Annotated in this window: 21 protein-coding genes, 1 pseudogene and 2 riboswitches; of the genes and pseudogenes, 10 read left to right on the plus strand and 12 right to left on the minus strand. The window is 71.2% G+C overall.

Annotation, left to right across the window (positions count from 1 at the left end; genetic code table 11):
- Both ACWDS7_RS28665 and ACWDS7_RS28670 read right to left on the minus strand, forming a co-directional pair.
- Positions 1–989 (minus strand): RDD family protein (locus tag ACWDS7_RS28665; protein WP_451931797.1); only part of this gene is annotated, 989 nt, incomplete at its 3' end.
- A gap of 241 nt (positions 990–1,230) precedes the next feature.
- Positions 1,231–1,797 (minus strand): amino-acid N-acetyltransferase, encoded by a 567-nt coding sequence (locus ACWDS7_RS28670; RefSeq protein WP_451931811.1) that lies wholly within the window; start codon positions 1,795–1,797, stop codon positions 1,231–1,233.
- A 422-nt stretch (positions 1,798–2,219) separates the two neighbouring features.
- Positions 2,220–2,370: riboswitch (cyclic di-AMP (ydaO/yuaA leader) on the plus strand.
- Between the two features lie 92 nt (positions 2,371–2,462).
- On the opposite strand from ACWDS7_RS28670, the gene ACWDS7_RS28675 reads away from it, so the two are divergent.
- Entirely contained in the window at positions 2,463–3,425 is a 963-nt protein-coding gene (locus ACWDS7_RS28675; protein WP_306862181.1) for a C40 family peptidase, read from the plus strand.
- 159 nt (positions 3,426–3,584) lie between these two features.
- On the opposite strand, the gene ACWDS7_RS28680 is transcribed toward ACWDS7_RS28675, so the two are convergent.
- Positions 3,585–3,833, minus strand: a complete 249-nt coding sequence (locus ACWDS7_RS28680; protein ID WP_451931798.1) for a LuxR family transcriptional regulator — start codon at positions 3,831–3,833, stop codon at positions 3,585–3,587.
- 168 nt (positions 3,834–4,001) lie between these two features.
- On the opposite strand from ACWDS7_RS28680, the gene ACWDS7_RS28685 reads away from it, so the two are divergent.
- Positions 4,002–4,619 carry a TetR/AcrR family transcriptional regulator gene (locus ACWDS7_RS28685; RefSeq protein WP_451931799.1) on the plus strand — a complete coding sequence of 206 codons (618 nt, stop codon included), beginning with the start codon at positions 4,002–4,004 and terminating at the stop codon, positions 4,617–4,619.
- Between the two features lie 367 nt (positions 4,620–4,986).
- Here ACWDS7_RS28685 and lysX read toward each other — a convergent pair whose 3' ends face one another.
- The 5 genes and pseudogenes from lysX to ACWDS7_RS28710 form a co-directional block, all read right to left on the minus strand.
- Positions 4,987–6,489: a bifunctional lysylphosphatidylglycerol synthetase/lysine--tRNA ligase LysX gene (gene lysX / locus ACWDS7_RS28690; RefSeq protein ID WP_451931800.1), complete on the minus strand. Its 1,503-nt coding sequence runs from the start codon at positions 6,487–6,489 to the stop codon at positions 4,987–4,989.
- Between the two features lie 24 nt (positions 6,490–6,513).
- Positions 6,514–7,296, minus strand: coding sequence for a type III pantothenate kinase (locus ACWDS7_RS28695; protein WP_306862173.1), 783 nt, complete (start codon positions 7,294–7,296; stop codon positions 6,514–6,516).
- Positions 7,296–9,905 (minus strand): L-aspartate oxidase, encoded by a 2,610-nt coding sequence (locus tag ACWDS7_RS28700; protein ID WP_451931801.1) that lies wholly within the window; start codon positions 9,903–9,905, stop codon positions 7,296–7,298. The genes ACWDS7_RS28695 and ACWDS7_RS28700 overlap by 1 nt, the downstream gene beginning before the upstream one ends.
- A 748-nt stretch (positions 9,906–10,653) precedes the next feature.
- A pseudogene (gene panD, locus ACWDS7_RS28705) lies at positions 10,654–11,037 on the minus strand (aspartate 1-decarboxylase); the annotation flags it as partial.
- Between the two features lie 179 nt (positions 11,038–11,216).
- Complete coding sequence (locus tag ACWDS7_RS28710) at positions 11,217–13,583, minus strand: M28 family peptidase (RefSeq protein ID WP_451931802.1); 2,367 nt, start codon at positions 13,581–13,583, stop codon at positions 11,217–11,219.
- A 151-nt stretch (positions 13,584–13,734) separates the two neighbouring features.
- Between ACWDS7_RS28710 and ACWDS7_RS28715 the strand changes: the two genes are divergently transcribed.
- Genes ACWDS7_RS28715 through ACWDS7_RS28725 form a run of 3 tightly spaced genes read left to right on the plus strand, consistent with a single transcriptional unit; the run spans position 13,735 to position 16,074 of the window.
- Positions 13,735–14,352, plus strand: a complete 618-nt coding sequence (locus ACWDS7_RS28715) for a DedA family protein (RefSeq protein WP_306862164.1) — start codon at positions 13,735–13,737, stop codon at positions 14,350–14,352.
- Positions 14,336–15,439 carry a sensor histidine kinase gene (locus ACWDS7_RS28720; protein WP_451931803.1) on the plus strand — a complete coding sequence of 368 codons (1,104 nt, stop codon included), beginning with the start codon at positions 14,336–14,338 and terminating at the stop codon, positions 15,437–15,439. Before ACWDS7_RS28715 ends, ACWDS7_RS28720 begins: the two co-directional genes overlap by 17 nt.
- A complete protein-coding gene (locus tag ACWDS7_RS28725) occupies positions 15,430–16,074 on the plus strand; it encodes a response regulator (RefSeq protein WP_306862158.1) in 645 nt (214 codons plus the stop codon). Before ACWDS7_RS28720 ends, ACWDS7_RS28725 begins: the two co-directional genes overlap by 10 nt.
- Before the next feature lie 105 nt (positions 16,075–16,179).
- On the opposite strand, the gene panC is transcribed toward ACWDS7_RS28725, so the two are convergent.
- Both panC and ACWDS7_RS28735 read right to left on the minus strand, forming a co-directional pair.
- Complete coding sequence (panC, locus tag ACWDS7_RS28730; protein WP_451931804.1) at positions 16,180–17,037, minus strand: pantoate--beta-alanine ligase; 858 nt, start codon at positions 17,035–17,037, stop codon at positions 16,180–16,182.
- Complete coding sequence (locus tag ACWDS7_RS28735) at positions 17,028–17,918, minus strand: Rossmann-like and DUF2520 domain-containing protein (RefSeq protein ID WP_451931805.1); 891 nt, start codon at positions 17,916–17,918, stop codon at positions 17,028–17,030. The genes panC and ACWDS7_RS28735 overlap by 10 nt, the downstream gene beginning before the upstream one ends.
- A 355-nt stretch (positions 17,919–18,273) precedes the next feature.
- On the opposite strand from ACWDS7_RS28735, the gene ACWDS7_RS28740 reads away from it, so the two are divergent.
- Both ACWDS7_RS28740 and ACWDS7_RS28745 read left to right on the plus strand, forming a co-directional pair.
- A complete protein-coding gene (locus tag ACWDS7_RS28740) occupies positions 18,274–19,245 on the plus strand; it encodes an SAM-dependent methyltransferase (RefSeq protein WP_451931806.1) in 972 nt (323 codons plus the stop codon).
- Between the two features lie 223 nt (positions 19,246–19,468).
- The gene (locus ACWDS7_RS28745; protein ID WP_451931807.1) at positions 19,469–20,080 is read left to right on the plus strand and encodes a hypothetical protein; all 612 of its coding nucleotides are present in this window, start codon (positions 19,469–19,471) and stop codon (positions 20,078–20,080) included.
- Positions 20,081–20,146: 66 nt separating this feature from the next.
- Here ACWDS7_RS28745 and ACWDS7_RS28750 read toward each other — a convergent pair whose 3' ends face one another.
- Positions 20,147–21,346, minus strand: coding sequence for a cytochrome P450 (locus ACWDS7_RS28750; protein ID WP_306862147.1), 1,200 nt, complete (start codon positions 21,344–21,346; stop codon positions 20,147–20,149).
- A 369-nt stretch (positions 21,347–21,715) separates the two neighbouring features.
- On the opposite strand from ACWDS7_RS28750, the gene ACWDS7_RS28755 reads away from it, so the two are divergent.
- Both ACWDS7_RS28755 and ACWDS7_RS28760 read left to right on the plus strand, forming a co-directional pair.
- The gene (locus ACWDS7_RS28755) at positions 21,716–22,273 is read left to right on the plus strand and encodes an RNA polymerase sigma factor (protein ID WP_306862144.1); all 558 of its coding nucleotides are present in this window, start codon (positions 21,716–21,718) and stop codon (positions 22,271–22,273) included.
- Entirely contained in the window at positions 22,270–22,596 is a 327-nt protein-coding gene (locus ACWDS7_RS28760) for a hypothetical protein (RefSeq protein WP_451931808.1), read from the plus strand. Before ACWDS7_RS28755 ends, ACWDS7_RS28760 begins: the two co-directional genes overlap by 4 nt.
- 151 nt (positions 22,597–22,747) lie before the next feature.
- Here the strand turns inward: ACWDS7_RS28760 and ACWDS7_RS28765 are convergent, their stop codons facing one another.
- Positions 22,748–23,608 (minus strand): TerC family protein, encoded by an 861-nt coding sequence (locus ACWDS7_RS28765; RefSeq protein ID WP_451931809.1) that lies wholly within the window; start codon positions 23,606–23,608, stop codon positions 22,748–22,750.
- A gap of 137 nt (positions 23,609–23,745) precedes the next feature.
- A riboswitch (SAM riboswitch) is annotated at positions 23,746–23,861 on the plus strand.
- A gap of 52 nt (positions 23,862–23,913) precedes the next feature.
- On the opposite strand from ACWDS7_RS28765, the gene ACWDS7_RS28770 reads away from it, so the two are divergent.
- On the plus strand, positions 23,914–24,316 hold a 403-nt coding region (locus ACWDS7_RS28770; protein WP_451931810.1), incomplete at its 3' end, for an aminotransferase class V-fold PLP-dependent enzyme.

Raw genomic sequence — 24,316 nt, forward strand, 5'->3', positions numbered from 1 at the left:
AGGGTGGTGCCGTTGCGCCCCAGCATGAAGACCTCGTAGCCGATGAGGGCCACACCGACGATGAGTGTGTTCACCATCGACTGGAGGAAGATGTTGCCGGTCACCTCGTAGGTGGCCGGGTCGAACGACACCCTGAACGGCAGCGAGGCCACGAACCCGACGATGCCGGCGGGGATGCCCACGATCAGGAGGTCGAGGATGCGGGCCACCAGGCGCTGCCACCACTCCGCGAGCGGAGCGGGGGCGCCGGGAGGCGTCGCGCCCTGCGGCGCGTATCCCTGGCCGTAGGCGGGAGCCTGCTGGCCGTAACCCTGCTGCTGCCCGTAGGCGGGCTGCTGGCCGTACGCCTGCTGCTGGCCGTACGCCTGCTGCTGCCCGTAGCCCTGCTGGGCGTCCTGCTGGCCGTAGGCCGGAGCCTGCTGGCCGTAACCCTGCTGCTGCCCGTAGGCGGGCTGCTGGCCGTAGCCCTGCTGCTGCCCGTAGTCCGGCTGGGCGGGCTGCTGGCCGTAGGACTGCTGCTGGCCGTAGGACTGCTCCTGGGTGGGCTGACCGTAGGCACCGGTCCCCGACTGCTGACCGTAGCCCTGCTGGCCGTAGGACTGCTCCTGGGCGGGCTGGCCGTAGGCGCCGGTCACCGGCTGCTGGCCGTAGCCCTGCTGCTGCCCGTAGGCGCCGGTCCCCTGCTGCTGACCGTAGGCCTGCTGCTGCCCGTAGTCCGGCTGGGCGGGCTGCTGGCCGTAGGACTGCTGCTGCCCGTAGGCGGGCTGCTGGCCGTAGCCCTGCTGCTGGCCGTAGTCCGGCTGGGCGGGCTGCTGCCCGTAGGCGGGCTGCTGGCCGTAGGCGCCGGTCACCGGCTGCTGACCGTAGCCCTGCTGCTGACCGTAGCCCTGCTGCTGACCGTAGCCCTGCTGCTGACCGTAACCGGGCTGGGTCTGCCCCGGACCGGTGTGCGGCTGTGAGGCATCCGATCGATATCCCACAATTGTCACGTCGGGATCATGTTCGCCAGGGGCTCGACCCGCATTGTGCTGTCCGTACTCCGGCTGTCCCGACGGTGTGCGATCGCGGTCGGGATCATCCTGATACGGCGGCTGTCCGGTGCTCACCGCGTCACCTCACTACTTCGACGGCGCATGTGGCCATATGTGAGGCTCACATGCTTGCTGCAGCACAAGGTATCGAGATAGGTATCAACAGTCATCTTTCTGATCGGTAACCGTCAAGGTCACGTCAGCCCTGATCGCGCGTCAGATGGAGCAGCATCCGGGTGTTTCCCAAGGTGTTCGGCTTGACGTGCTCAAGATCGAGGAACTCGGCGACACCCTCGTCATATGAGGCGAGAAGTTCGGCGTAGACCTCCGGGGAGACGGGCGTGCCCTGAATCTCGCGGAATCCGTGCCGGGCGAAGAACTCGACCTCGAAGGTGAGGCAGAAGACCCTGCGGAGTCCGAGTCCGCCGGCGGTGCGGATCAGCTCGGAGACGATCTTGTGGCCGATGCCCAGCCCCCGGCAGGCGGGGTCGACGGCGACGGTGCGGATCTCGGCGAGGTCCTCCCAGAGGACGTGGAGCGCCCCGCAGCCCACGACCGCGCCGGCCCGCTCGGCCACCCAGAATTCCTGGATGTCCTCGTACAGGGTGACCGTGGCCTTCTCCAGGAGGCGCGGGCCGGCTCCTCCGTAGGTGTCGACGAGCCGCCGGATGGCGCGCACGTCCGGCGTGCGGGCACGCCGTACCGTGACCGCGGCCGCGTCCGGAGCGGCCTCCGACCGGCCCGGCGGCCCCTGCCCCGCGTCCACGCCCGCCGCGTCGGCCTGCGGCCGCCCCACGGTCCCGGCGCCGTCCGCGGCCGGGGTGGAGGAATGCTGCGCAACCTGCTCCATGACCGATCAGCGTACGTCCTCGGAGCGCTCGAATTACGGCTCACCCTTAACTCGTGACCCATAGCCACCAGATGACCCTCAGTAGTTGATTCATGACGCTGGGCTGAAGGTGTGGACGGAGGAGCGGAACTCGCCTTTCACATGGTCATGGAGCTGCGGAGACCTCCGGCCGAGCCGCCCCGGCGCCCCATAAAACCAGCTTGGAGTGCATGTCGATCATGAAGTCGCGTGATCTCCTCGTGACATTTCAGTTGTGAAAGCTCTACCGAGTTTGTAGTTCTGGTTGAGCATGAACCTCCAATTGCACTAATGTCCGTGCTCGATGTCAGCGATGTTAAAGCGCTGAACCGCCGAATCCCCGGACCCGGGGAACCGGGGACCCACCCTTTAGTCCCCCGGGGTGAATCCGAGGTGGCACCAGCACCCTCGGTAGGGCTGCCTCCGGCCCGAACCCGTCAGCTAACCCGGTAGGCGGCCGAGAGAGGAGCCTGTTGGTGAAGCGCACGCGTGACCGTGGGAGAGAGCGCGCGGGCAGACATGCCCGCCGTCGAGAACACGCCTCACGTGGACTCACCCGCCGCATGACGGTCATCGGACTGGCGTTCGCCTCCCTGACCCTCGGCACCCCTCTGGTCTCGGCCACCGCCGACCCGCAGCCCGGTCTCCAGGAGCTCGCCAAACAGGTCGAGAAGCTGCACACCGAGATCGAAACGCTCACCGAGCAGTACAACGGCGGGCGGGTCAAGCTCAAGCAGGCGCAGCGCGCCGCCGCGAGCGCCAAGAAGACCCTCGCCGTCAGCGAGTCCGAGCTGGCGGCCCGGCGCACCAAGGCCAGTCTCCTGGCGCAGAGCAACTACATGTCGGGGGGCCTGGGCTCGACCCTCGCCTTCACCCAGTCCGCCGACCCCGACACCTTCCTCGACCTGGCGACCACGAGCTACGCCCTCCAGCAGCAGCAGAACGAGGAGGTCGCCCAGGTCGCCCAGGCGATCAAGGCCGCCGAGCGGGCGCAGGCCGGCGCCAAGGCCCGCACCGCCGAGGTCAAGGACCTCCTGTCCGACATCGGCGCCAAGCGCACCAAGATCGAGCGGCTCGTCACCAGGGTCGAGAGCGACCTCTTCAGCGAGGTGCGCAGCCGGGCCAAGACCACCCGGGGCAACCGGGTGAAGATCAGCGTGCCGGTCGTCGGCAGCGGCAAGGCCGCCGAAGCCGCCCGCTGGGCGCTCAGCCAGCAGCTCAAGCCGTATGTCTGGGGCGCCGAGGGGCCCAACTCCTTCGACTGCTCCGGCCTGGTCATGTGGGCTTACCAGAAGGTCGGCATCAGCCTGCCGCACTACACCGGCGACCAGTGGACCGCGGGCACCCACATCTCCAAGGAGCAGCTCCGCCCGGGCGACCTGGTCTTCTTCTACAGCGACCTGCACCACGTCGGGATCTACATCGGCGCCGGCCTGATGGTCCACGCCCCCCAGACCGGTGACGTCATCCACATCGCCTCGATCGAGAACCGGCCCTTCGCCGGAGGCGTCCGGGTCGCGGACTGAGCCGCCGGGCCTGGGGCCGCGGCGGCCGGGGTCTCCGGGATCCCTTACCGAGGCCGGATCCTTGACTGAGGCCGCGACCGCGATCCCCCTGCCGAGGTCGCGGACCGCGGGTTCCTGCCGAGGCCGCGGGCCGGGCGGCGGGCCGGCCCTCCGCAGGAGCTAGATCAGACGGCGGCGGGCGGCCCAGGCCACGGCCTCGATCGCCGTGGCGACACCGATGCGGTCGCAGATCCCACGGAGTCTGCGCCGGACGGTCCGGCCACTGATGTCGAGACGACGCCCCACCCGGTCCACGGTGACGCCCTTGGCAAGTTCTGCCAGGAGCACGAGATCTTCGTCACTTAGACCGATCTCGCCCATGCCCAGGAGGCTTTCGCCGCGACGGGAATCCACTTCGGGATATGCCATCTGGAGTCGCTCCCCCCGCACTGAACTCAGGCGTGAGTATGTTGGAATCAAGGCCGCCCGTCAGGAACGGTAAACGCCTTGTTCAAAGGTCGTCAAGCTCCGATCTCCATAGGGGCGACGGACGCTATTGACATAGCGTCCGCTACGTGAAGTACTCATGATATGTCAGTGCCTTTGCGGTTAAGTCGCAGCCAAGCCAAGGCGCGCACCCGCAAGCGCCTGCTGGCCGCCGCGGGCGAAGTCTTCGCAGAACAAGGTTTCGCCGGGGCCTCGGTCGACGAGATCGCCTCCAGGGCGGGCCACACGGTCGGTGCCGTCTACTCACATTTCACCGGAAAAGATGACCTCTTCCTCGCACTCTTCGACGAGCACGCCGCCCACCCCCTTGACGGCGTCGGGGAAATCCCCTCCCAATGTGAGGACGACGAGACCGCCTTTGCGGCATTCGGCGACTATCTGGCCGGGGTGGCCGATCGACACACGGCCTGGAGCACGCTGGAAATGGAGTTTCTGCGCTATGCGCTGACCCGGCCGGAATTACTCGACCGTCTGGCCGCCCGCTGGTGGGCCCCCCGTACGGCTGTCGCCCGCCTGGTGGCCCCGCGCTGCGCGGCACACGACCCGGCCGCCGTGGCGACCGCGATCATCGGGCTCTTCGAGGGGCTCGTCACGCAACGCCGCGTCGACCGCGCCGCGGTGCCGTCCGAGCTGTTCGCCGAGGCGCTGCGCTGGCTCATGGCCGGGCTGGCCCGCACTCCCGGGAGAGCGAGGGCGGACACACCGTGAGAGCCGCCGTGAGAGCCCAGGAGCCGACTGCGGTGAGGTCCAGGTGCCAGGCGGTGAGAACCCGGAAGCCGGCGGCGGTGAACGGCTGAGAGCCGGCGAACGTGGGAACCGGCGAACGTGGGAACCCGGGAGCTGAGCGCCCGGGAGCCGGGACTCCTCGCGACGGCGCCGGGCCGGGCCGACCGAGCCGGGGCCCGGCGGGCAAGACCCGGAGCCGGGGTCCGGCGGGCGAGAGCCGAGGCCCGGCGTACGAAACCCGGGACCCGCGTGCGAGACCCGGGGCCGCGCACGAAACCTGGGGCCCGCGTGCGATACCCGAGGCCGGCGGCGGGGGAGGCCCCGCCGCCGGCCCCGGTCTCCGGAAGGCTCAGCCCGCCGGCTTGACCAGCGGGAACAGGATCGTCTCGCGGATGTTCTTGCCGGTGAAGGCCATGACGAGGCGGTCCACGCCGAGCCCCATGCCGCCGGTGGGCGGCATGGCGTACTCCAGGGCGGTCAGGAAGTCCTCGTCGAGCTGCATGGCCTCGGGGTCGCCGCCCGCGGCCAGCAGCGACTGCTCGGTGAGGCGGCGGCGCTGCTCGACCGGGTCGACCAGCTCCGAGTAGGCGGTGCCCAGCTCGGTGCCGAAGCCGATGAGGTCCCACTTCTCGGTCAGCATCGGGTTGTCGCGGTGCTGACGGGTCAGGGGGGAGGTCTCCAGCGGGTAGTCCATGACGAACGTGGGCTGGATGAGGGTGTGCTCGACGAGCGCCTCGAAGATCTCCTGGACGAGCTTGCCCTGGCCCCACTTGGGGTCCCAGTGGATGTCGTGCGCGTCGGCGTGCTTGCGGACCTGCTCCAGCGGGGTCTCGGTGGTGACCTCCTCGCCCAGCGCCTCCGAGACCGCCCCGTAGAGGGTGATCCTCGGCCACTCCGGCAGGCCCAGGTCGATCTCCTGGCCCTCGTAGGTCACCACGGAGTGGCCGAGCGCGGCCACGACCGCGCTCTGGATCATCCGCTGGGTCAGGTCGGCCATGTCGTTGTAGTCGAGATAGGTGCCATAGGCCTCGAGCATGGTGAACTCGGGGTTGTGGGTGGCGTCCGCGCCCTCGTTGCGGAAGTTGCGGTTGATCTCGAAGACCTTCTCGATGCCGCCCACCACGAGCCGCTTGAGGTAGAGCTCGATCGCGATGCGGAGGTAGAGCTCCATGCTGTAGGCGTTGATGTGGGTCTTGAACGGCCGGGCCGTGGCTCCGCCGTGGATCGGCTGGAGCATCGGCGTCTCGACCTCCAGATAGCCCTCGCCGTGCCAGAAGTCACGGATCGCCCGCACGACGGCGCTACGGGTGTAGGCCATCTTCCGCGCCTCGTCGTTGACGATGAGGTCCAGATAGCGCTGACGGACCCGCGCCTCGGGGTCGGTGAGCCCGGCGTGCTTCTCCGGCAGCGGGCGCAGGCACTTGGAGGTGATGGCCCAGCGGTCGGCGAGGATGGACAGCTCGCCCCTGCGGGAGGTGATGACCTCGCCCTCGATGCCGACGTGGTCACCGAGGTCGACGTCACGCTTCCACGCCGCCAGGGACTCCTCGCCCACCTTGTCCAGGGAGATCATGACCTGGAGGTCGGCGGAGCCGTCGCGGATCGTGGCGAAGCAGAGCTTGCCGCCGGTCCGGGAGAGCATGACCCGGCCAGTGACGCCCACCCTGTCGCCGGTCGCGGTGTCAGCGATGAGATCGGCATATTTTTCACGGATCTCGGCGTTGGTCGCGGTGCGCGGGAAGTTCACCGGGTAGGGGTCGACGCCCTCGGAGCGGAGGCGGTCGAGCTTCTCCCGGCGCACGCGCATCTGCTCGGGCAGATCCTCGGCTGGGTTCGTCACTTCATCGGTCACAGGGCAAGGTTACCGATGTCCGTGCTAGGCGGTGTTACGGTGATAGATCAGGCGGAGCCCGATCAGCGTGAGCCACGGCTCGTGCACGTCGATCGAGCGCGCCTCGCTCACCACGAGCGGCGCCGCACTGCCGGTGGCGACGACGGTGACGTCGTCCGGGTCCTCGGACAGCTCGGCCGCCATGCGCTCGACGATCCCGTCCACCTGACCGGCGAAGCCGTAGATGATGCCCGCCTGGAGCGCCTCGACCGTGTTCTTGGCGATCACCGAGCGGGGCCGGATCAGCTCCACCTTGTGGAGCTGGGCCCCGGCCGCGGCCAGCGCGTCCACCGAGATCTCGATGCCGGGGGCGGTCACCGCGCCGACGTACTCGCCCTTGGCGGAGACGGCGTCGAAGGAGGTCGCCGTGCCGAAGTCGACGATGACGCACGGCCCGCCGTACAGCTGGATGGCCGCCAGCGCGTTGACGATCCGGTCGCTGCCGACCTCCTTCGGGTTGTCCATCCGGACCGGCACCCCGGTCCGGATGCCGGGCTCGACGATCACCGCGGTGACGTCGCCGTAGTAGCGGCGGCACATCTCACGCATCTCGTTGAGCACCGACGGCACCGTGGAACAGAGCGCGATGCCATCGACGTCGGCGCCCTTGAGCAGCGGCGACTGCCCGAGCAGCCCCTGCAGCACGACGGCTATCTCGTCGGCCGTGCGCCGGGCGTCGGTGGCGATCCGCCAGTGCTCGATGACCTCGTCGCCCTCGAAGAGGCCGAGAACGGTGTGGGTGTTACCGACGTCGATGGCAAGCAACATCAATTCCCCCGAAGGTCCAGTGCGATGTCAAGGGCCGGCGCCGAGTGGGTGAGCGCTCCCACCGCAAGGTAGTCAACGCCGGTTTCAGCCACGTCACGGGCCGACTCCAGCGTCAGCCCCCCGCTGGACTCCAGCCGCGCCCTGCCGTCCACCAGCCGTACGGCCCGCGCCAGATCGTCCACGGTGAAATTGTCCAACAGGATCTCCTCGGCTCCCTCGGCGAGCACCGGCTCGATCTGGTCGATCCGGTCGACCTCCACCTCGATCGGCAGGCCGGGGTAGGCGTCCCGCACCGCCCGGAACGCTCCGGCTACTCCACCAGCGGCCACCACGTGATTGTCCTTGATCAGCGCGGCGTCCGAAAGCGACATGCGGTGATTGACCCCGCCCCCGCACCGCACGGCGTACTTCTCCAGGGCCCGCAGCCCGGGAAGCGTCTTGCGGCTGTCCCTGATCCGCGCCCCGGTCCCCTCCACGGCCCGGACCCAGTGGCCGGTGAGGGTCGCGATGCCGGACATGTGGGTGAGCAGGTTGAGCGCGGTCCGCTCGGCGGTCAGCAGGTCCCGGGTGGGGCCGGTGACGGTCATCAGCACGTCGCCCCTCGTGACGTGCTCACCGTCCTTGACCCGGCGCTCGGCCGTGAGGCGGCCCTGGCTGAGGTAGGAGAACGCGCCCTCGGCGACGGCGAGCCCGGAGACCACCCCGTCCTCGCGGGCCACCACGTCGGCGGTGTCGGTCTGCCCGGCCGGGATGGTGGCGAGGGTGGTGACGTCGCCCGGAGCCTGGAGGTCCTCGGCCGCGGCGGCCGCCAGGACGGCCGTCACCGCGGCCGGGTCGAGACCAGCCTCGACCAGGTCCGTCTCCACCTGGGGCGGCAGCACGGTCGCCCGCTGTCCGTGCGGCACATACGTCATGGTCATTCCTTCCGCTGTAAGGGTCACGTCGAGGTGGCCCAGCCACCAGGCATCGTTACGTCCGGGGAAGTCCTCGCGCCAGTGCGACCCGCGGGTCTCCTCACGATTGCGGGCGGCCGCCACCAGCGCCGACGCGACCGTCAGCAGGTTGGTGGCCTCCCACGACTCGGTGCACGGCTCCACCGCCACCGGGGTCCACCGGATGCTCACCAGGGCCTTGGCGACCTCGGTCAGGGACTCCCGGCTGCGCAGCACGCTCGCGCCCCGGCTCATGTGGCCCTGGATCCTGGGCCGGGCCCTGGGGTCGACCAGGCCGGTGGTCCGGTCGTCGGTCACCGGCTCGCCGGGCGCGGGCCGTACGGCGGTCGGGGCCGCCTCGGCCGTGTCTCCCCACCGGTCCGGCTCCGCGTCGGAGTTCTCGGCTCCGGCACTCCGCCGCGCGTGGATGTCGGCGGCGATCCGCCCGGCGAAGACCAGTCCTTCGAGCAGCGAGTTCGAGGCCAGCCGGTTGGCGCCGTGCACGCCGGTGCAGGCCACCTCGCCGCAGGCGTACAGGCCCGGCACGCTGGTACGGCCGTGCAGGTCGGCGCGGACGCCGCCGCTGGCGTAGTGGGCGGCCGGGGCGACCGGGATGGGCTGGGTGACCGGGTCGATGCCGTGTTCGCGGCAGACCGCGTGAATCGTCGGGAAGCGGGTGCGCCACTTCTCCTCGCCGAAATGGCGGGCGTCGAGATACATGTGGTCGGCGCCGGTCTCGCGCATCCGCCGCATGATCGCCTTGGCCACGACGTCACGGGGCGCGAGGTCGGCGAGCTCGTGGACGTCCTTCATGAAGCGGGTGCCCTCGGCGTCGACCAGCACCGCGCCCTCGCCCCGGACCGCCTCGGAGATCAGCGGCTGCTGGCCGGTGGAGTCCTCGCCGAGCCAGAGCACGGTCGGGTGGAACTGGACGAACTCCAGGTCCCTGACGACGGCGCCGGCCCGCAGTGCCAGCGCCACCCCGTCACCGGTGGAGACGACGGGGTTGGTGGTGGCGGCGTAGACCTGGCCCATGCCGCCGGTGGCCAGCACCACGGCCCCGGCCCTGACCGCTCCCACCCCGTCGCGCTCACCCTCGCCCATGACGTGCAGGGTCACCCCGGCGGTCCGGCCGTCGGCGTCTTTGAGGAGGTCGAGCACGAGCGCGTGCTCGATCACCTCGATCGCCGACTCCTGAACGGCCTGGACGAGCGCCCGCTGCACCTCCGCGCCGGTGGCGTCTCCGCCCGCGTGCACGATCCGGTTGCGCCGGTGGCCGCCCTCCCGGGTGAGCTGGAGCTCGCCCGAGTCGTCGGTGTCGAACCGGGCGCCCACCGCGATCAGCCCGCGCAGCGCGGCAGGCCCCTCGGTCACCAGGACCCGCACGGCCTCCTCGTCGCAGAGACCGACCCCCGCGATGAGCGTGTCGGACAGGTGCTCGGCCGGGGTGTCCTGCGGGTCGAGCACGGCGGCGATCCCGCCCTGCGCCCAGCGGGTGGACCCCGACGACAGCACGTCCTTGGTGACGACCAGGACCTTCGCCTCGGGGTCGAGGCCGGCGTACCGCAGTGCCAGGGTCAGGCCCGCGACGCCGGAGCCCACCACGACCACGTCGGCCTCGACCGTCCAGCCCGGAGCGGGCGCGGTCAACCTCTGGGGGATGGCAGGGATCGCCATTGCCGCCTCCTCGCGAGGGGTGTTAGAGGCTCTTCATTTCGTCAACCTGACGATAACGGGCGCGCCGGAGTGACTCTTCCCCGGGGTGGCGGTAGCGCCGCTCGCGCGCGGCCCGGGATGCGCGGAGGATCCGAGAGGACACGCCGCCGGCGGCAGGATGTGTCCCCCTCGGATGTGAGGTATCCCTCAGGCGTGCCGCAACCTTCAGATCACGGACACCACACCCGGCGAGCACCCCGGCGCCGGGACCCGGATCAGAGGTCCACAGGAGTCAGGGGTCCGGGGCCCGGAGTTCGGGGGTTCAGGGTTCGGGGGGCCAGGGGGCAGAGCCTGGAAGCCCCCGGGCCGCAGGAGGGTCCAACGGACGGTCACCGGCTCCGTAGGACGGTCCGCCGGCCCTGGGGAGAGTCCGCCAGACGCAGGACAGTCCAACGGACGGCCACCGGCCCCGTAGGACGGTCTGCTGGGCCGCCGGACGCCAACCCGGCGGCCCAGTCCACAGCGGAGAACGCGCCACCACGCCCAGCGGGCGAGTCCTTCACGTGCACGCGCCCCCACCTACAGCACAGCACTACACGTTGACCTGCGCAAACTCCACCTAGCGGGAGGATTCCGCCGGGTGGTGGAGCCCGTCGCCACGCAGGAGGCCGGGGCCCGGGATGGGAGCGGCGGAGCCCGGGGCCACGGAGCCCGGGATCGGAGCGGCGGAGCCGGAAGCCGGAACCACGGAGTCCGGGATCGGAGCGGCGGAGCCGGGGGGCGGGGCGGCGAGGTCGTGGCCGAGTTCCACGATCCGGTTGTCACGGTCGACGTGGACGACCCTGGGCTGGAAGGTCCTCGCCTCGGCGTCGTCGAGCTGGCCGTACGCGATGATGATCACCAGGTCGCCCTGGTGGACGAGACGGGCGGCGGCGCCGTTGATACCGATGATCCCGGACCCCCGGGGGCCCGCGATCGTGTAGGTCACCAGCCGGGCGCCGTTGTCGATGTCCACCACGTGCACCTGCTCGCCGGGGAGCAGGCCCGCGGCGTCGAGCAGGTCCGCGTCGACGGTCAGCGACCCGACATAGTGCAGGTCCGCCTGGGTGACGGTGGCGCGGTGGATTTTGGACGTGAGCATGGTCCGGAGCATGCGTCGATCACCTTTCGTCCGGTCGCGCCGCCCCATGAGCGTGCACGCCTGCGCGGAATATATCCGACGCCCCGGAGCCACCGGCGGCGCTACCACCCCTTCCTCGCCCCCTCGTCCCTCCTCGCCCGGTCCCCGGCGGTCACCGCCCGACCCTCGCCCACGTCCACGGACAGCACGGGCTATCGCGTGATCTTGCCGGAACCCGAGGACGGGCGCTGTGAGCGGTGAGAGGCGCTCGTCAGGGTGTAGGTGCGGGTAACCGCGATGAGGTCGCCGTCCTCCCTGGTGGCCGCGGTCAGGCCGGGCGGCCTTGGGCGGAAGCCCGGCACCGCGGACAGGTCGTCGGTCTCCGCGATGGCGGTGAGGCGGGCCCGGTCCGCGTCCGGGATGCGCACCGTGATCTGGACTCCCTGAGCGGGGATGCCCCGGAAGCGGACCTCCGCGGGCCAGGTGCCGGCCCGCTTCCCGGTGACGGGGACGCTCACGGAGCCGAACCTGCCGGCGGACGCGGTGGCCGCGGTGATCGGGTGGTCGATCCTCAGCGTCACCGAACGCGCCCCCCTGCCTGCCGTCACGTGCAGCTTGACCGTTTCCTGGTCGCGCGCCAGCACGGAGACACGCGGGCCGTCGGCCTTGATCACCGGCGCGGGACCGGTCCGAAGCGTGCCCCGCGCGTATCCCTCCGGCAGTGCCGCGGACTCGTGGCCGGACACGTACCGCCTGGTCCATTCTCCGGGGTCGGTGTCGGCGCTGACCCAGTGAGCGGTGCGGGTGTCGGCGTTCATGACGTACGCCAGGTGCGTGCGCTGCGGCCGGTCCGCGTCGAACCCGTCCACCAGCAGCCCCGCACCGACCAGTCCCAGGGCGAGGACGACGGCTGTCAGGGACACGGCGACGGCCCGCTCCGGCCCGGCGCCGGGTGTGGGCAGGAACAGTTCGATGATCGGCAGCACCGTCAGCCCGAACAGCGCCAGCACCAGCGCGCTCACCCCGCCCAGCGCCAGCCCCATCCCGTTGAAGGTGTTGGCCGCCAGAGAGGGCAGCAGCATCGCGGCCGTGACCGGACCCAGCATCGCCGCCGTCAGCCGTGCCCAGGCGGATGCGGAAATCAGGACGGCAGCCAGCCCGCCGAGCGCGCACAGCAGCGCCGGCAGGGCGAACAGGAAGGACGCCCCGGGCGCGTACCGGGCACACAGCACGCCGAGCCCGGCCGGCCAGACCAGCGCCCCGACCGACAGCGCCGCCGGCCCCAGCCTGCGACGCAACGGCAGGTACCAGCCGAGCAGCGCCGCCCCGGACAGGACCGCGACCGCCGCCTGGAACGCCTGCGGGCGATGCAGGAGGCCGCCCATGGTGTCGTAGGCGGGTCGCACGGCCACCAGCACCTCCCACAGCCCCTGCGCCAGGAGAGCCGATCCGGCCAGCGGGACGACGGCCGAAGCCGCCGCCCACAGCAGCCGGGGAAGGCTGAGCAGCCGCCTGACGCGGGCCAGCAGCGCCAATCCCGCCACCGCGAGGGCGGCCGACACCGCCAGCGGCCATACGAGCCGGTCCGAGTAGGTGATCATGGTTCCGAGGGCACGGAAATAGGTGACGTCATGGTCGGCGGGCAACGACCCGAGGTCCGCGTTCCCCAGGGCACGGGCCAGCGCCAGCATGTTCGAGCCGTGGTGCTGCAGGCTTCCGCGATGAAGGTTGGCGATGGAGTCGTCGGCGGTGTGGTAGAGCGAGGAACGCTCGATGTAGGCGAAGTTCATGCCGGTGAACCCGGCCTTGGTCAGCGGGGTGAAGTCGGTGTTGTTCGGCAGCAGCCGATAGAGCTCCACCATGGAGGAGTCACCGCGCGGAGCCGGAACGGCGTTGACGAACGTCTCGACCAGCCGGGCGTTGTTCCTTGAGGTCTCGAACATCAACGAGGGGCCGCTCACCCCGCGGGCCTCCCAGTTCAGCAGCACGCCGCCCTTGCGGGCCAAGGGGTGTTCGCGGACGAAGGCCTCGGCGCCGAGCACGCCGTCCTCCTCGCCGTCCGACATGAGCAGCACGATGTCATTACGCGGGCCGGTGCCCGCCCGCAGCGCCCGGACCGTCTCGATCATCGCGGCTACCGCCGCACCGTCGTCGGAAGCACCCGGTCCCATCGCCGCGGAGTCGTAGTGGGCGGCGATGAGAACCGTACCGGTGGGGTCGGTGCCCGGCAGCCGGCCCACGATGTTGTCGACCTGGCCGAACGTCGCCAACCCCGCCGCCGGACGGGCCCCGACCGACCGCTGGACCTCGACCTGGAGACCCGCGGCGCGCAGCCGCCCGGCCAGGTAGTCCCTGGCTCGGTCGCTCTCGGCACTGCCGATGGGCCGCGGCCGGGTGGCGAACTCCGTCAGGTGGGCCACGGCCCGCTCGGCGCTGAACTCGCCGCTCGGGGCCGAGGCCGGCAGGGGCTGCATCGTGCTGTCCGTCATGGCGGACAGCACGATGACCGCGGCCAGCGCGAGAAGGGCGGCCAGGCCGGCCAACATCCGTCTCGGGACGTCGAACATCTTTCCGATCATGGCCAGGAACAGTAGGTTCGGCGGTTCGGCTGGAGGAATGAGGCTCATATCCTCTTATGCCGGTGGTTTTCCGCAGGTGTGGTTTTCCACACCTGGAAACGGTCACACGCCTCATTCCGGCGGTACCCTGACCGTTCATAGCCTCTGGGGCATGACAGATTGGCTGGTTGGGCTGATGGAGAGCTTCGGGGCGCCAGGTGCGGGACTGGCGATCGCGCTGGAGAATCTCTTCCCGCCTCTACCCAGTGAAGTGATCTTGCCGTTGGCCGGCTTCACTTCCTCCAGGGGCGAGATGGACCTGTTGACCGTTCTCGCGTGGACCACGGCGGGCTCGGTCCTGGGCGCGCTGGCGCTGTACTGGGTGGGCGCGCTGCTCGGCCGCGAGCGCACGCTGGCCCTGGCCGCCCGGATCCCGCTGCTGAAGATCTCCGACATCGACAAGACTGAGGCGTGGTTCCTCAAGCACGGACGCAAGACCGTGTTCTTCGGCCGGATGATCCCCATCTTCCGCAGCCTGATCTCGATCCCAGCCGGGGTGGAGCGCATGCCGCTGGCCGCGTTCACGCTGCTGACCACGGCCGGCAGCCTCATCTGGAACACGATCTTCGTTCTGACGGGCTACGTCCTGGGCGAGAACTGGTCGTTGGTGGAGGCCTACGTCGGCATGGGCACCAACGTGGTGATCGCCCTGGTACTGCTGGCCGTCCTGGTGTTCGTGGGCGTCAGGGTGGCCGAGCGACACCAGGGGCGACATGCGTCTCGCCGCTGAGGGGCTGCGGCTGCTGGGGGCGGTGCTGCTGGGGACGGCCACCGCCCTGCTCGACCTGGTCTTCCTCCTGCCGGCGCTGCCGTTCGCCGGCCGTCCGGCCGTGCGGGCGGCGGCCCGGTGGCTGGCCGTGCTCGAAGCCCGCCGGCTACGCCTCGACCCCGCCGCCCTCGGACTCGGCACAGGCCACTCCGACGGACGGGAGCTGCGGTATCTGGCGGCGCGGGCGCCGGTCGGCGTGCTCGGCGGCCTGGTGCTCACGTTGCTCGCCTTCGGCACGGAAGTGGCCGTCAAGCTCGTCTGGTTCTGGGGCAGGGGACTGCCGATCGACGGCATGAGGCCGACCGTGCCGCTGCTGGCCTACGCCGCCCTGGGAGGGACGGTCCTGCTGTTCCTGGACCTGTCGGGCATGGCGGGGGTGCACGCGCTGGAGCGGCGGCTGGCCCTGCGGATGCTCGGTCCCGACCCCACCGAGGTGCTCCGGCACCGCATCGCCGAGCTGGCCGAGAGCCGCGCGGGCGTCGTGGCGGCGGTGGACGCCGAGCGGCGCAGGATCGAACGCGACCTGCACGACGGGCTGCAGCAGCGGTTGGTGGCGCTGTCGATGCTGGTCGGGCGGGCTCGCAGGGGCCGTCCCGAGCTGCTGGAGCAGGCGCACGAGCAGGCGCAGCAGGCGCTGGCCGAGCTGCGCGAGGTGGCTTGGCGGGTATACCCGTCGGGGCTGGACTCCCTCGGCCTGGGCGAGGCGCTGGCCGGTGTGGCCGAGCGGTCGAGCGTGCCGGTCAAGATCGTGTGCGAGCTGCCCGCACGGCCGCCGATGGCGGTGGAGACCGTCGCCTACTTCGTGGTCAGCGAGGCGGTGACCAACGCCGCCAAGCACGCCCGCGCCACCGCCGTCACCGTGGAGGTGCGCGAACGGGACACAATGGTCGTCGTGTGCGTACAGGACGACGGTGTGGGCGGGGCGGATGCCGCGGGCGGCGGATTGTCGGGTCTGGCGCGGCGGGTCGCCGCCCTGGACGGGACCTTCACGGTGATCAGCCCGCCGGGCGGGCCGACCACGATCGTGGCGGAGCTGCCGTGCGGGTGATCCTGGCCGAGGACTCCACACTGCTGCGCGAGGGCCTGGTACGGCTGCTGCTGGAGGAGGGCCACGAGGTGCCGGCCGCCGTCGGCGACGGCGAGGCGCTGGTGTCGGCGGTGGCCGCGTACCGGCCCGACGCGGTGGTGGTGGACGTGCGGATGCCGCCCACGCACACCGACGAGGGGCTGCGCGCGGCGCTGGAGATCCGGCGGCGCTGGCCGGAGGTCAAGGTGCTGGTGCTGTCGCAGTACGTGGAGAAGAAGTACGCCACCGAGCTGATGAGCGCGAACGTGGAGGGTGTCGGCTACCTGCTCAAGGACCGGGTCGCGCAGGTGACCGACTTCCTGGACGCGCTGGAGCGGGTGGGCGCGGGGGGCGCCGCGTTCGACCCCGAGGTGGTGCGCCAGCTGCTGGCCCGTACGAGCCAGGTGGACCCGCTGGCCAAGCTGACCGCGCGCGAGCGCGAGGTGCTGGAGCGGATGGCCCAGGGCCAGACCAACGCCTCGATCGCGCAGGCGCTGCACGTGTCGCAGAGCGCGGTGGAGAAGCACGTCAACTCGCTCTTCGACAAGCTCGGGCTGTCGCACGCCACGGGCTACAGCCGCCGGGTGCTGGCGGTCCTGCGCTACCTCGGCTCCTGAGCCGAGGCAGCCGCGGGGACGACGCGCCGCCGGATCGACTCCTGAGCCGAGGCAGCCGCGGAGACGACGCGCCGCCGGATCCGGAGAACTCCGGTGGACGCCGCGCTAGAAGGTGACCGTCACGTTGTCGATCAGCCTGGTGGAGCCCACCCGCGCGGCCACGGCGAGAATCGCCTCACCCCGGTGGTCGGCACCGACCTCCTCGAAGGTCGCCGGGTCCACCAGGACCAGGTAGTCGACCTCCACGGCCGGCTCCCCCGCCAGCACGGCCCGCGCGGTCCGCCGGACCTCCTCCGGCGTCGGCTCGGCGGCCCCCGCGAACAGGGCCTGGGACAGGGTCAGCGCCGTCCGGCGCTCATGCGAGGACAGGTAGCGGTTACGGCTGGACAGCGCCAGGCCGTCGGCCTCCCGGACCGTGGGCGCCCCGACGACGGAGACCGGGACGTCGAGGTCGGCGACCATCCGGCGGATCATCGCCAACTGCTGGGCGTCCTTCTGCCCGAACACCGCCACGTCCGGCTGGACCAGGTTGAACAGCTTGAGCACCACGGTGAGCACGCCGTCGAGGTGACCGGGCCGGAAGACCCCCTCGACGATCGTGCCCATCCCGCCCGCCGAGACGCCGACCTGCCGGTCCGGTAGGTACATGTCCTCGGCGGAGGGCGCGAACACCATGCTCACGCCCTCGGCCGCGCAGACCTCCAGGTCGGTGTCGAACGTGCGGGGATAGCGGGTGTAGTCCTCGCCGGGGCCGAACTGCAGGGGGTTGACGAAGATGCTCACGGCCACGTGCTCGGCCTGCTCCCGGGCCAGCCGGATGAGCGAGCGGTGTCCTTCGTGCAGCGCCCCCATGGTCGGCACCAGCGCCAGGGCCGCCCTTCCGGGGGACACCGCTCCGCCGATCCTCAGGGCCTGCCTCGCCTTGGCCAGCTCGGCGCGGTCACCCACCACGATCACGTCCATATGTTGCCTCCCAGAGCGTCCAGGAGACGCTCGGCGGCCTCCGGTTTGAGCAGCCCGGCCGCCAGCGCCCGGTCCGCCGTGAGCCTAGCGAGGGCCACGTAGGCGTCCGCCGCCTCGGGGGCGGCCAGGATCAGCGCGTCCACGTGCTTGCGGACCGTCCCGGCGTCTCCACGCACCACCGGGCCGGTCAGCCCGCCGATGCCGAGCCGCAGCACGTTCTCCAGGGCGGCGCCCAGCAGCGGGCCGAGCATCCGGCCCGGCTGCTCCACGCCGATCTTCTCCAGCAGCTCGGAGGACTCCGCGACGAGCGTCACCATGTGGTTGGCCGCTCCCGCCAGGGCCGCGTGGTAGAGCGGCCGGTCCTCGTCCTCGATCCAGACCGGCTCGCCCTCCATCTCGATGACCAGCGCCTCGGCCACCGGGCGGAGCATCTCGGGCGCGGTGACACCGTAGGAGATGCCGACGAGCCGGCGGAGGTCGTCGTCCTTGCCGGTGAAGGTCATCACCGGGTGGAGCGCCAGCGGGAGCGCCCCCGCCTTGGTCGCCGGGTTCAGCACGGCCAGGCCGTACGCGCCGCTGGTGTGGGCCACCAGCTTGCCCCGCAGGTCGGCGCCGGTGCCGACCAGACCCGTGACCAGGTCGGGCAGCACGTCGTCGGGGACCGTCAGGAGGACGAGGTCGGATCCGGCCACCACGTCCTCCGGGCGGGTGAGGGCCAGGCCGAGCCGCTCGGCCGCCCGTTCCCGGGAGGAGTCGGAGACCCCGCTCGCGGCGACGACTCGATGGCCCGCCCGCGCGAGCGCGGCGCCGAGTGCCGAGCCGACCCGGCCGGCTCCGACCACTCCGACGGCCAACCGTGCCGGGCGATCGCCTGCGTCCATGACGTCCCGTCCTTCGACCAGATGGGGGCTCCGTGCCCAGTTGACCAGCGTAACGGGCCCGGCCACCGCAACCACGCCGAGGCGCGTGTCCGAAAGCGGCACCCGATCCCGGAGCCCGCCCCCGCTTGGGGATCGCCCCGTCCGGGCCCGCGTCCGCGCGGGGATCCGCACCTGCTCCGAGGACCCGCGCCCGCCTTGTCCCGCGCCCTCCGAGGGGCTCCACCCGTCTGATCCCACGCCGTCCGACCCCGTTCTCCGAGGACTCGCGCCCGCCTGGTCCCGGGCCCTTCTGAGATCCGACCCGCCGTCCACCGGCTGTCCGGCGGCCCTCCCGTGGCCGGGCGCTGTAGCGTCTGTGGACGTGTGGCTCACCTGGCGTGCCGCGACGGAGCGGGCGCTCTACGGCGACAACGGCTTCTACCTGCGGGAGTGTCCCTCCGGGCACTTCCGGACCTCGGTCGGCGCGTCCTCCGTCTTCGCCGAGGCCGTGCTGTGCGAGCTCGTCGCGCTCGACGACGCGCTCGGCGGCCCGCCGGTGATCGACCTGGTGGACGTCGGCGCCGGTGAGGGCGCCCTGGCGGCCGGGGTGCTCGCCGCCGCGCCGCCCGGGCTCCGGCCGCGGCTGCGGGTGACCGGGGTGGACCTGGCCCCCCGGCCCGCCCGGCTGCCCGGGGAGATCGCGTGGGCGCGGACCGTGCCGGACGGGATCAACGGCCTCGTGATCGCCAACGAGTGGCTGGACAACGTGCCGGTGGACGTCGCCGAGCAGACCGCGGACGGGCCCCGGCTGGTCCTGGTCGACCCGTCGAACGGCGCGGAACGGCTCGGCGGCAGGCCGTCGGAGGCCGACCTGGCCTGGCTGGCCCGCTGGTGGCCGATGCGGGCCCCGGGCGAGCGGGCCGAGATCGGCAGGCCCCGCGACGAGGCGTGGGCCTCGGTGATCGTACGGCTGGCCCGCGGGCGGGCGATCGCGATCGACTACGCACACCCTGTGGACGACCGCCCGCCGTGCGGGACGCTGGCCGGTTACCGCGACGGGGCGGCCGTCGCACCCGTGCCGGACGGGTCGTGCGACATCACCGCGCACGTGGCCCTCGACGCCTGCGCGGCCGCCGGGGAGCGCGCGGGGGCCGTCACCACGGCCCTGACCACCCAGCGGCAGGCGCTGCGCGCCCTGGGCGTCACCGGGACCCGCCCGCCCGTCGAGCACGCCCGCGACGACCCGCGCGGCTATCTCCGCGCCCTGGCCAGGGCCTCCCAGGAGGCGGAGCTGATCGCCGCCGAGGGACTCGGCGGCTTCGGCTGGCTGTCCCAGGCCCGCCTCTGAGAAGGCCGGGCCGCCGCTCGGGAGCGCGGTGCCGTGGCCGCCGACGCGCGGGAGGAGAACGCCGAGCATGTCGGAGCCGGTGTGGTGGTGTCACAGCGCTCCTGGCCGGCGCGTCCCGGGGGCACCCGGTCTCCGGAAATCCGCCGGATCAGAGGCGAACTTCCGGCTCCTTGATCGCGTCAAAGGGATGTCGCTCACCTAATGACTGAAAGCGGTGTTCTTTATGATCAAATTTGTCCTGTCCGGTGCCGCCGTCGCCCTGCTCCTCTGCGGTGCCGCCGCCGCCCCCGCCTCCGCGTCCTCCACGCGGGAGATCCCCAAGGGCTTCCTGAAGTACGAGCACAAGGAGGCCCGGGACAAGGTCTTCAACTGGAAGGTCAGCGACCGGGCACAGCCCCTCGCCCTGCTGACCGACTGCCCGGGGAAGCGGCCGAGTGTGCGCAAGGCCGAGGACTCCCGTACGGTCACCGCCAGAGGCGACAGCGACTACCGCTATGCCGAGCAGTTGGTCGTCATGCCGAGCCCCGAGGCCGCTCAGCAGGTCATGAAGGGGGTGCGGGCCGGGGCCGCGTCGTGCGCCACGAAGAAGCTGGCCGTCAAGACCCGGTCGATCGCGAAGCTCGGTGACGAGGCGTTCACCTTCAGCGCCCAGGACGTCACGGCGGACAGCCTCGGCGGCGCCGAGCGGGCCGTGGTGGTCCGACGGGGCAGCTCCGTTCTGCTGTACAGCGAGTTCACGGCGTACGGCAAGGTCGGCAAGCACGACTTCGGGGGGCTGCTGGCCGATGCCGGAGCGGTGACTCCCCGGCTCTGCCAGGCCGCCAAGGAGTGCTGAGGCGGCGGCACGCCCTCGTCGGAACCGGGTCGGTCGCCCCCGAAAGGTCGGGGGCGACCGTACGGCTCAGACCCGCACGTCGAGGGAGGTCAGTCCGCGGATGATGTAGCCCGGCCCCCAGGTGGGCTCGGCGGCGAGCTCCAGCTTCGGGGCCCTGCGCAGCAGCGCGCCGAACGACTCGGCCAGCTCGATCCGGGCCAGCGGGGCGCCCAGGCAGAAGTGGATGCCCGCGCCGAAGGAGATGTGCGGGTTGTCCGCCCGGCCCACGTCGAGGCGGTCGGGGTCGGCGAACACCTCGGGGTCGCGGTTGGCCGAGCCGAACAGCAGCGCCACCTCCGTGCCGCGCGGGATGTCCACCCCGCCCACGGTGATGTCCTCAAGCACCCAGCGCTCGAACATCTGCAGCGGGGTGTCCCAGCGCATCAGCTCCTCGATCGCCGTGGGCAGCAGGCCGTGGTCGGCGCGGAGCCGTTCCAGCTCAGCCGGGTTGCGCAACAGCGACCACCAGCCGTTGCCGGTGACGTTGACGGTGGCCTCGTGCCCGGCGTTGAGCAGCAGCACGCAGGTGCCGACCAGCTCCTCCTCGGTGAGCCTGTCGCCCTCGTCGGCCACCAGGGCCAGCGCGCTGATCAGGTCGTCGCCGGGGTCGGCCCGGCGGGCGCGGGCCAGCTCGATCAGGTAGTCGGAGAACTCCTGGGCCGCGCGCACCGCGGTGTGCTGGGCCTCGACCGACGGGTTGAGCTCGTACATCCCGCAGATGTCGGCCGACCAGGGCCGCAGCAGGTGCCGGTCGGCCTCGGGCACGCCGAGCATCTCGGCGATCACGGTCACCGGCAGCGGCTCGGCCACCTCGGCGATCAGGTCGCCCCCGCCGCGCTCGACGAACGCCTCCACCAGCTCCCCGGCGATCCGGGCGACCTTGGGACGGAGCGCCTCCACCATGCGCGGGGTGAACGCCTTGGACACCAGGCGCCGCAGCCGCGTGTGGACCGGCGGTTCGACGTCGAGCATCCCGGCCCGGACCACCCGCCAGAACGGGTCCTGGAAGTCGGGGTCGTCCGGCCTGCCGAACTCGGCGTGCGTGGCGACGTGCAGGTAGGAGCGGCCGAGCCGGCGGTCGCGCAGCAGCGCGTTGACGTCGGCGTGCCGGGCGATCAGCCACTGGCCGGTCGGCTCGAAGAAGCTGACCGGCCGTTCCCGCCTCAGCTCGGCGTAGACGTCATAGGGGTGGGCGACGAATTCCGGATTCCAAGGATCAAAGCGCACGTAAGCATCGTAATGTTCGCTGCCAAACTTGTGAGCTACGAGGCGGCCGGCCCGGCCGCACGCGAGCTCCGGCAGACCGAACGGATCAACGGGCACAGGCCGTCGGGAGGTGTTTCGCGACGGGCACAGGCCGTCGGGAGGTGTTTCACGGCGGACCTTCGGGGATCTCCGCGGGATCGCCCCTCAAGCGGGCTGAATCCTTTTCCGCCGAGACTCCCTCTTATATGCGTACCGGCCTTATATGCGTACCGGCGCCACGGCCGGTCGACGGACAGGAGGTTCCCTTGACCACCATGATCGTTATCGCTGTCGCGGCAGTGCTCATCTGCGCCTGCAGCGTCGCGCTCCTCCGCAAGCGGGCCCGGTCCCGTGGCTAGGGCCTCCCGATCCCGGTGGCCCAGCCGGCAGCTGATCGCGGCGGCGCAGCAGGGAGACCAGGCGTCGATCGCCGCTCTGGTCAGCGGGTCCCATCCGCACGTGCGGCGGTTCGCCTTCTCGCTGTGCGCAAGTCCGCAGGACGCCGAGGACGCCGCCCAAGAGGCGCTCATCATCCTCTTCCGCAAGATCGGCACCTTGCGGGCGTCCGGCGCGCTGGCCTCGTGGATGTTCCAGATCGTGCGCAACGAATGCCTGCGCCGCGCCCAGTCGCTGGTGTGGCGGGCCGAACCGGCCCTTGACGGATCCTGCTCCTCCGCGGAGGACGAGGTGCTGCGGGGCCTCGAAGTCGACCAGGTCGCCACCGCGATCGCCGCGCTGCCGGCCGATCAGCGCCTCGTGCTGATCATGCGTGATGTCCAGGGCCTGCCGGGCCCTGTCGTCGCCAGATCCCTCGGGCTGAGCAGCGCCGCCATGAAATCCCGGCTGCACCGCGCCCGGGCCGCCGTCCGCGGCGACCTGCAGACCCAGAACTGGGGAGGAATCGAATGAGAAGCACGAAGATGACCGGCGACGCGGGCTTCGCCAGCAGGTCCGTCTCCCGGCACCTGCTCCGCGGCGGGCTCGGGTTCGGTCTCCTGATCGGAGCCGTCGCGCTGGTCCCGACGGCCGGACCGGCCAGTCTGCTGCTGGCGCCGCTCGGCCTGGTGGCTCTGCGCGGCTGCCCGACCTGCTGGGCCATCGGACTGGTGCAGACGATCTCGATGGGCCGCCTCCAACGCTCCTGCGCGGACGGCCGGTGCACCCTGACGGACGGAACCGGCGGAGATCTCCGCCGGACGGCGGCGGACCGCACGGGAGCTTCGGCAGGCTGACGACACGCCCGCCAGGAACAACCGACGGACATTCCGGGACGCCATGGCAGGCGCGGGCCCGCGCCCCGATGCCGACGGGTGGTGGCGCCCCGATCTCGGCGACCGGGTCCGGGCCGCGCACCACGACAGGCCGGCCGCTTTCACGGCGAGGTCACCTGACCGCTGAGCCTTCACCGTGATCGGGATCCGGCTCCGCCACCCGGTCCGATGGTCCACGCACGCCCTGGTCCTGCGGGGACCCGGCCTGCTCGTCCACCTCGTAGCGGTGGTGCAGCTCGACCGGCCCGTCCTCCTCGGACACGCCCTTGGCCGCCTTGCCGCGCATCCGGATGTTGAGCAGCTCCACGACGAGCGAGAACGCCATCGCGAAGTAGATGTAGCCCTTGGAGATGTGCTGCTCGAAGCCCTCGGCGATGAGCACGACGCCGATCAGCACCAGGAACGACAGGGCGAGCATCTTGATGCTCGGGTGCTTGTCCACGAAACGGCTGATCGGGCCGGAGGCGAAGAGCATCACGACGACCGAGACGATGACGGCCGCGACCATGACGCCGAGCTCGTCGACCATGCCGACCGCGGTGATCACCGAGTCGAGGGAGAACACGATGTCCAGGACCATGATCTGGAGGATCACCGCGGTGAAGGAGGCGGCGACCCTACCACTGGCGTGACCCGACTTGCCCTCAAGGCTGTCGTGCATCTCGAAGACGCTCTTGCCCAGCAGGAAGAGGCCGCCGAGGATCAGGATCAGGTCGCGTCCCGAGATCGGATGGCCGAAGACCTCGAACATCGGCGCCGTCAGCTTCACCACCCACGACAGCGCCAGCAACAGCAGCAGCCGGCTGACCAGGGCGGCGAGGAGACCCAGCTTCCGCGCCTTGTCGCGCTGGCCGGGCGGGAGCTTCCCCGCCAGGATCGAGATGAAGATGATGTTGTCGATGCCCAGCACGATCTCCAGGCCGACAAGGGTGACGAACCCTATCCAGATCTCGGGATCAGTCACCCAATCCATCGTTCACTCCTCCGTCAGGCGTCAGGGGTCACTGCCTAGACGACTGGGCATCACCGCGAGTTCCTGAACAAGGATCACAACTGCGCATTTCAACGACTTGCGGAGCCCGGCCAGGAGTCGGTTATAGTTCCCCTGTAGGTCATGAGTGCCAGTGACAAGCCCCGGCTCGCTGGCCGGCAACCCTCGCGTCCGCGGCGGGGTGCCCCGGGTGAGGACCTGGTCCGGCACGGAGCGTGCCGGGCAAGCGCGGGCTCCACGCACCAACGCCACGGCTTGGGGTCCGATGACCTCCGAGGAGTTCCGGCGTGTCCGCACTGACGATCTTCACCTCCGCCCCCGCCACGTCCGTGACCGTCCCCGCCACCCGCGCGTCCGAGGACCGGCGGATCCCCGCGGTGCTCGGCTCCGACCTCCAGGTCCCGGTCAGGGGCGGCAGGCTCGTCCCCTACGCCAACCTCGACTACGCCGCCAGCGCGCCCTGTCTGGAGCCGGTGAGCGCCGCCGTCGCCGCCGCGCTCCCGGCCTATTCCAGCGTCCACCGCGGTGCCGGGTACGCCTCCCAGCTCACCACGGCCCGCTACGAGCAGGCCCGGCACACGGTCCGCGCCTTCGTCGGGGCGCGCCCCGACGACGCGGGGATCTTAACCCCGAACACCACCGACGCGACCAACCAGCAGGCCCCCCGCCGTACGGCGGGGACCACCCCCG

This window comes from Streptosporangium sp. NPDC003464 (assembly GCF_053588315.1).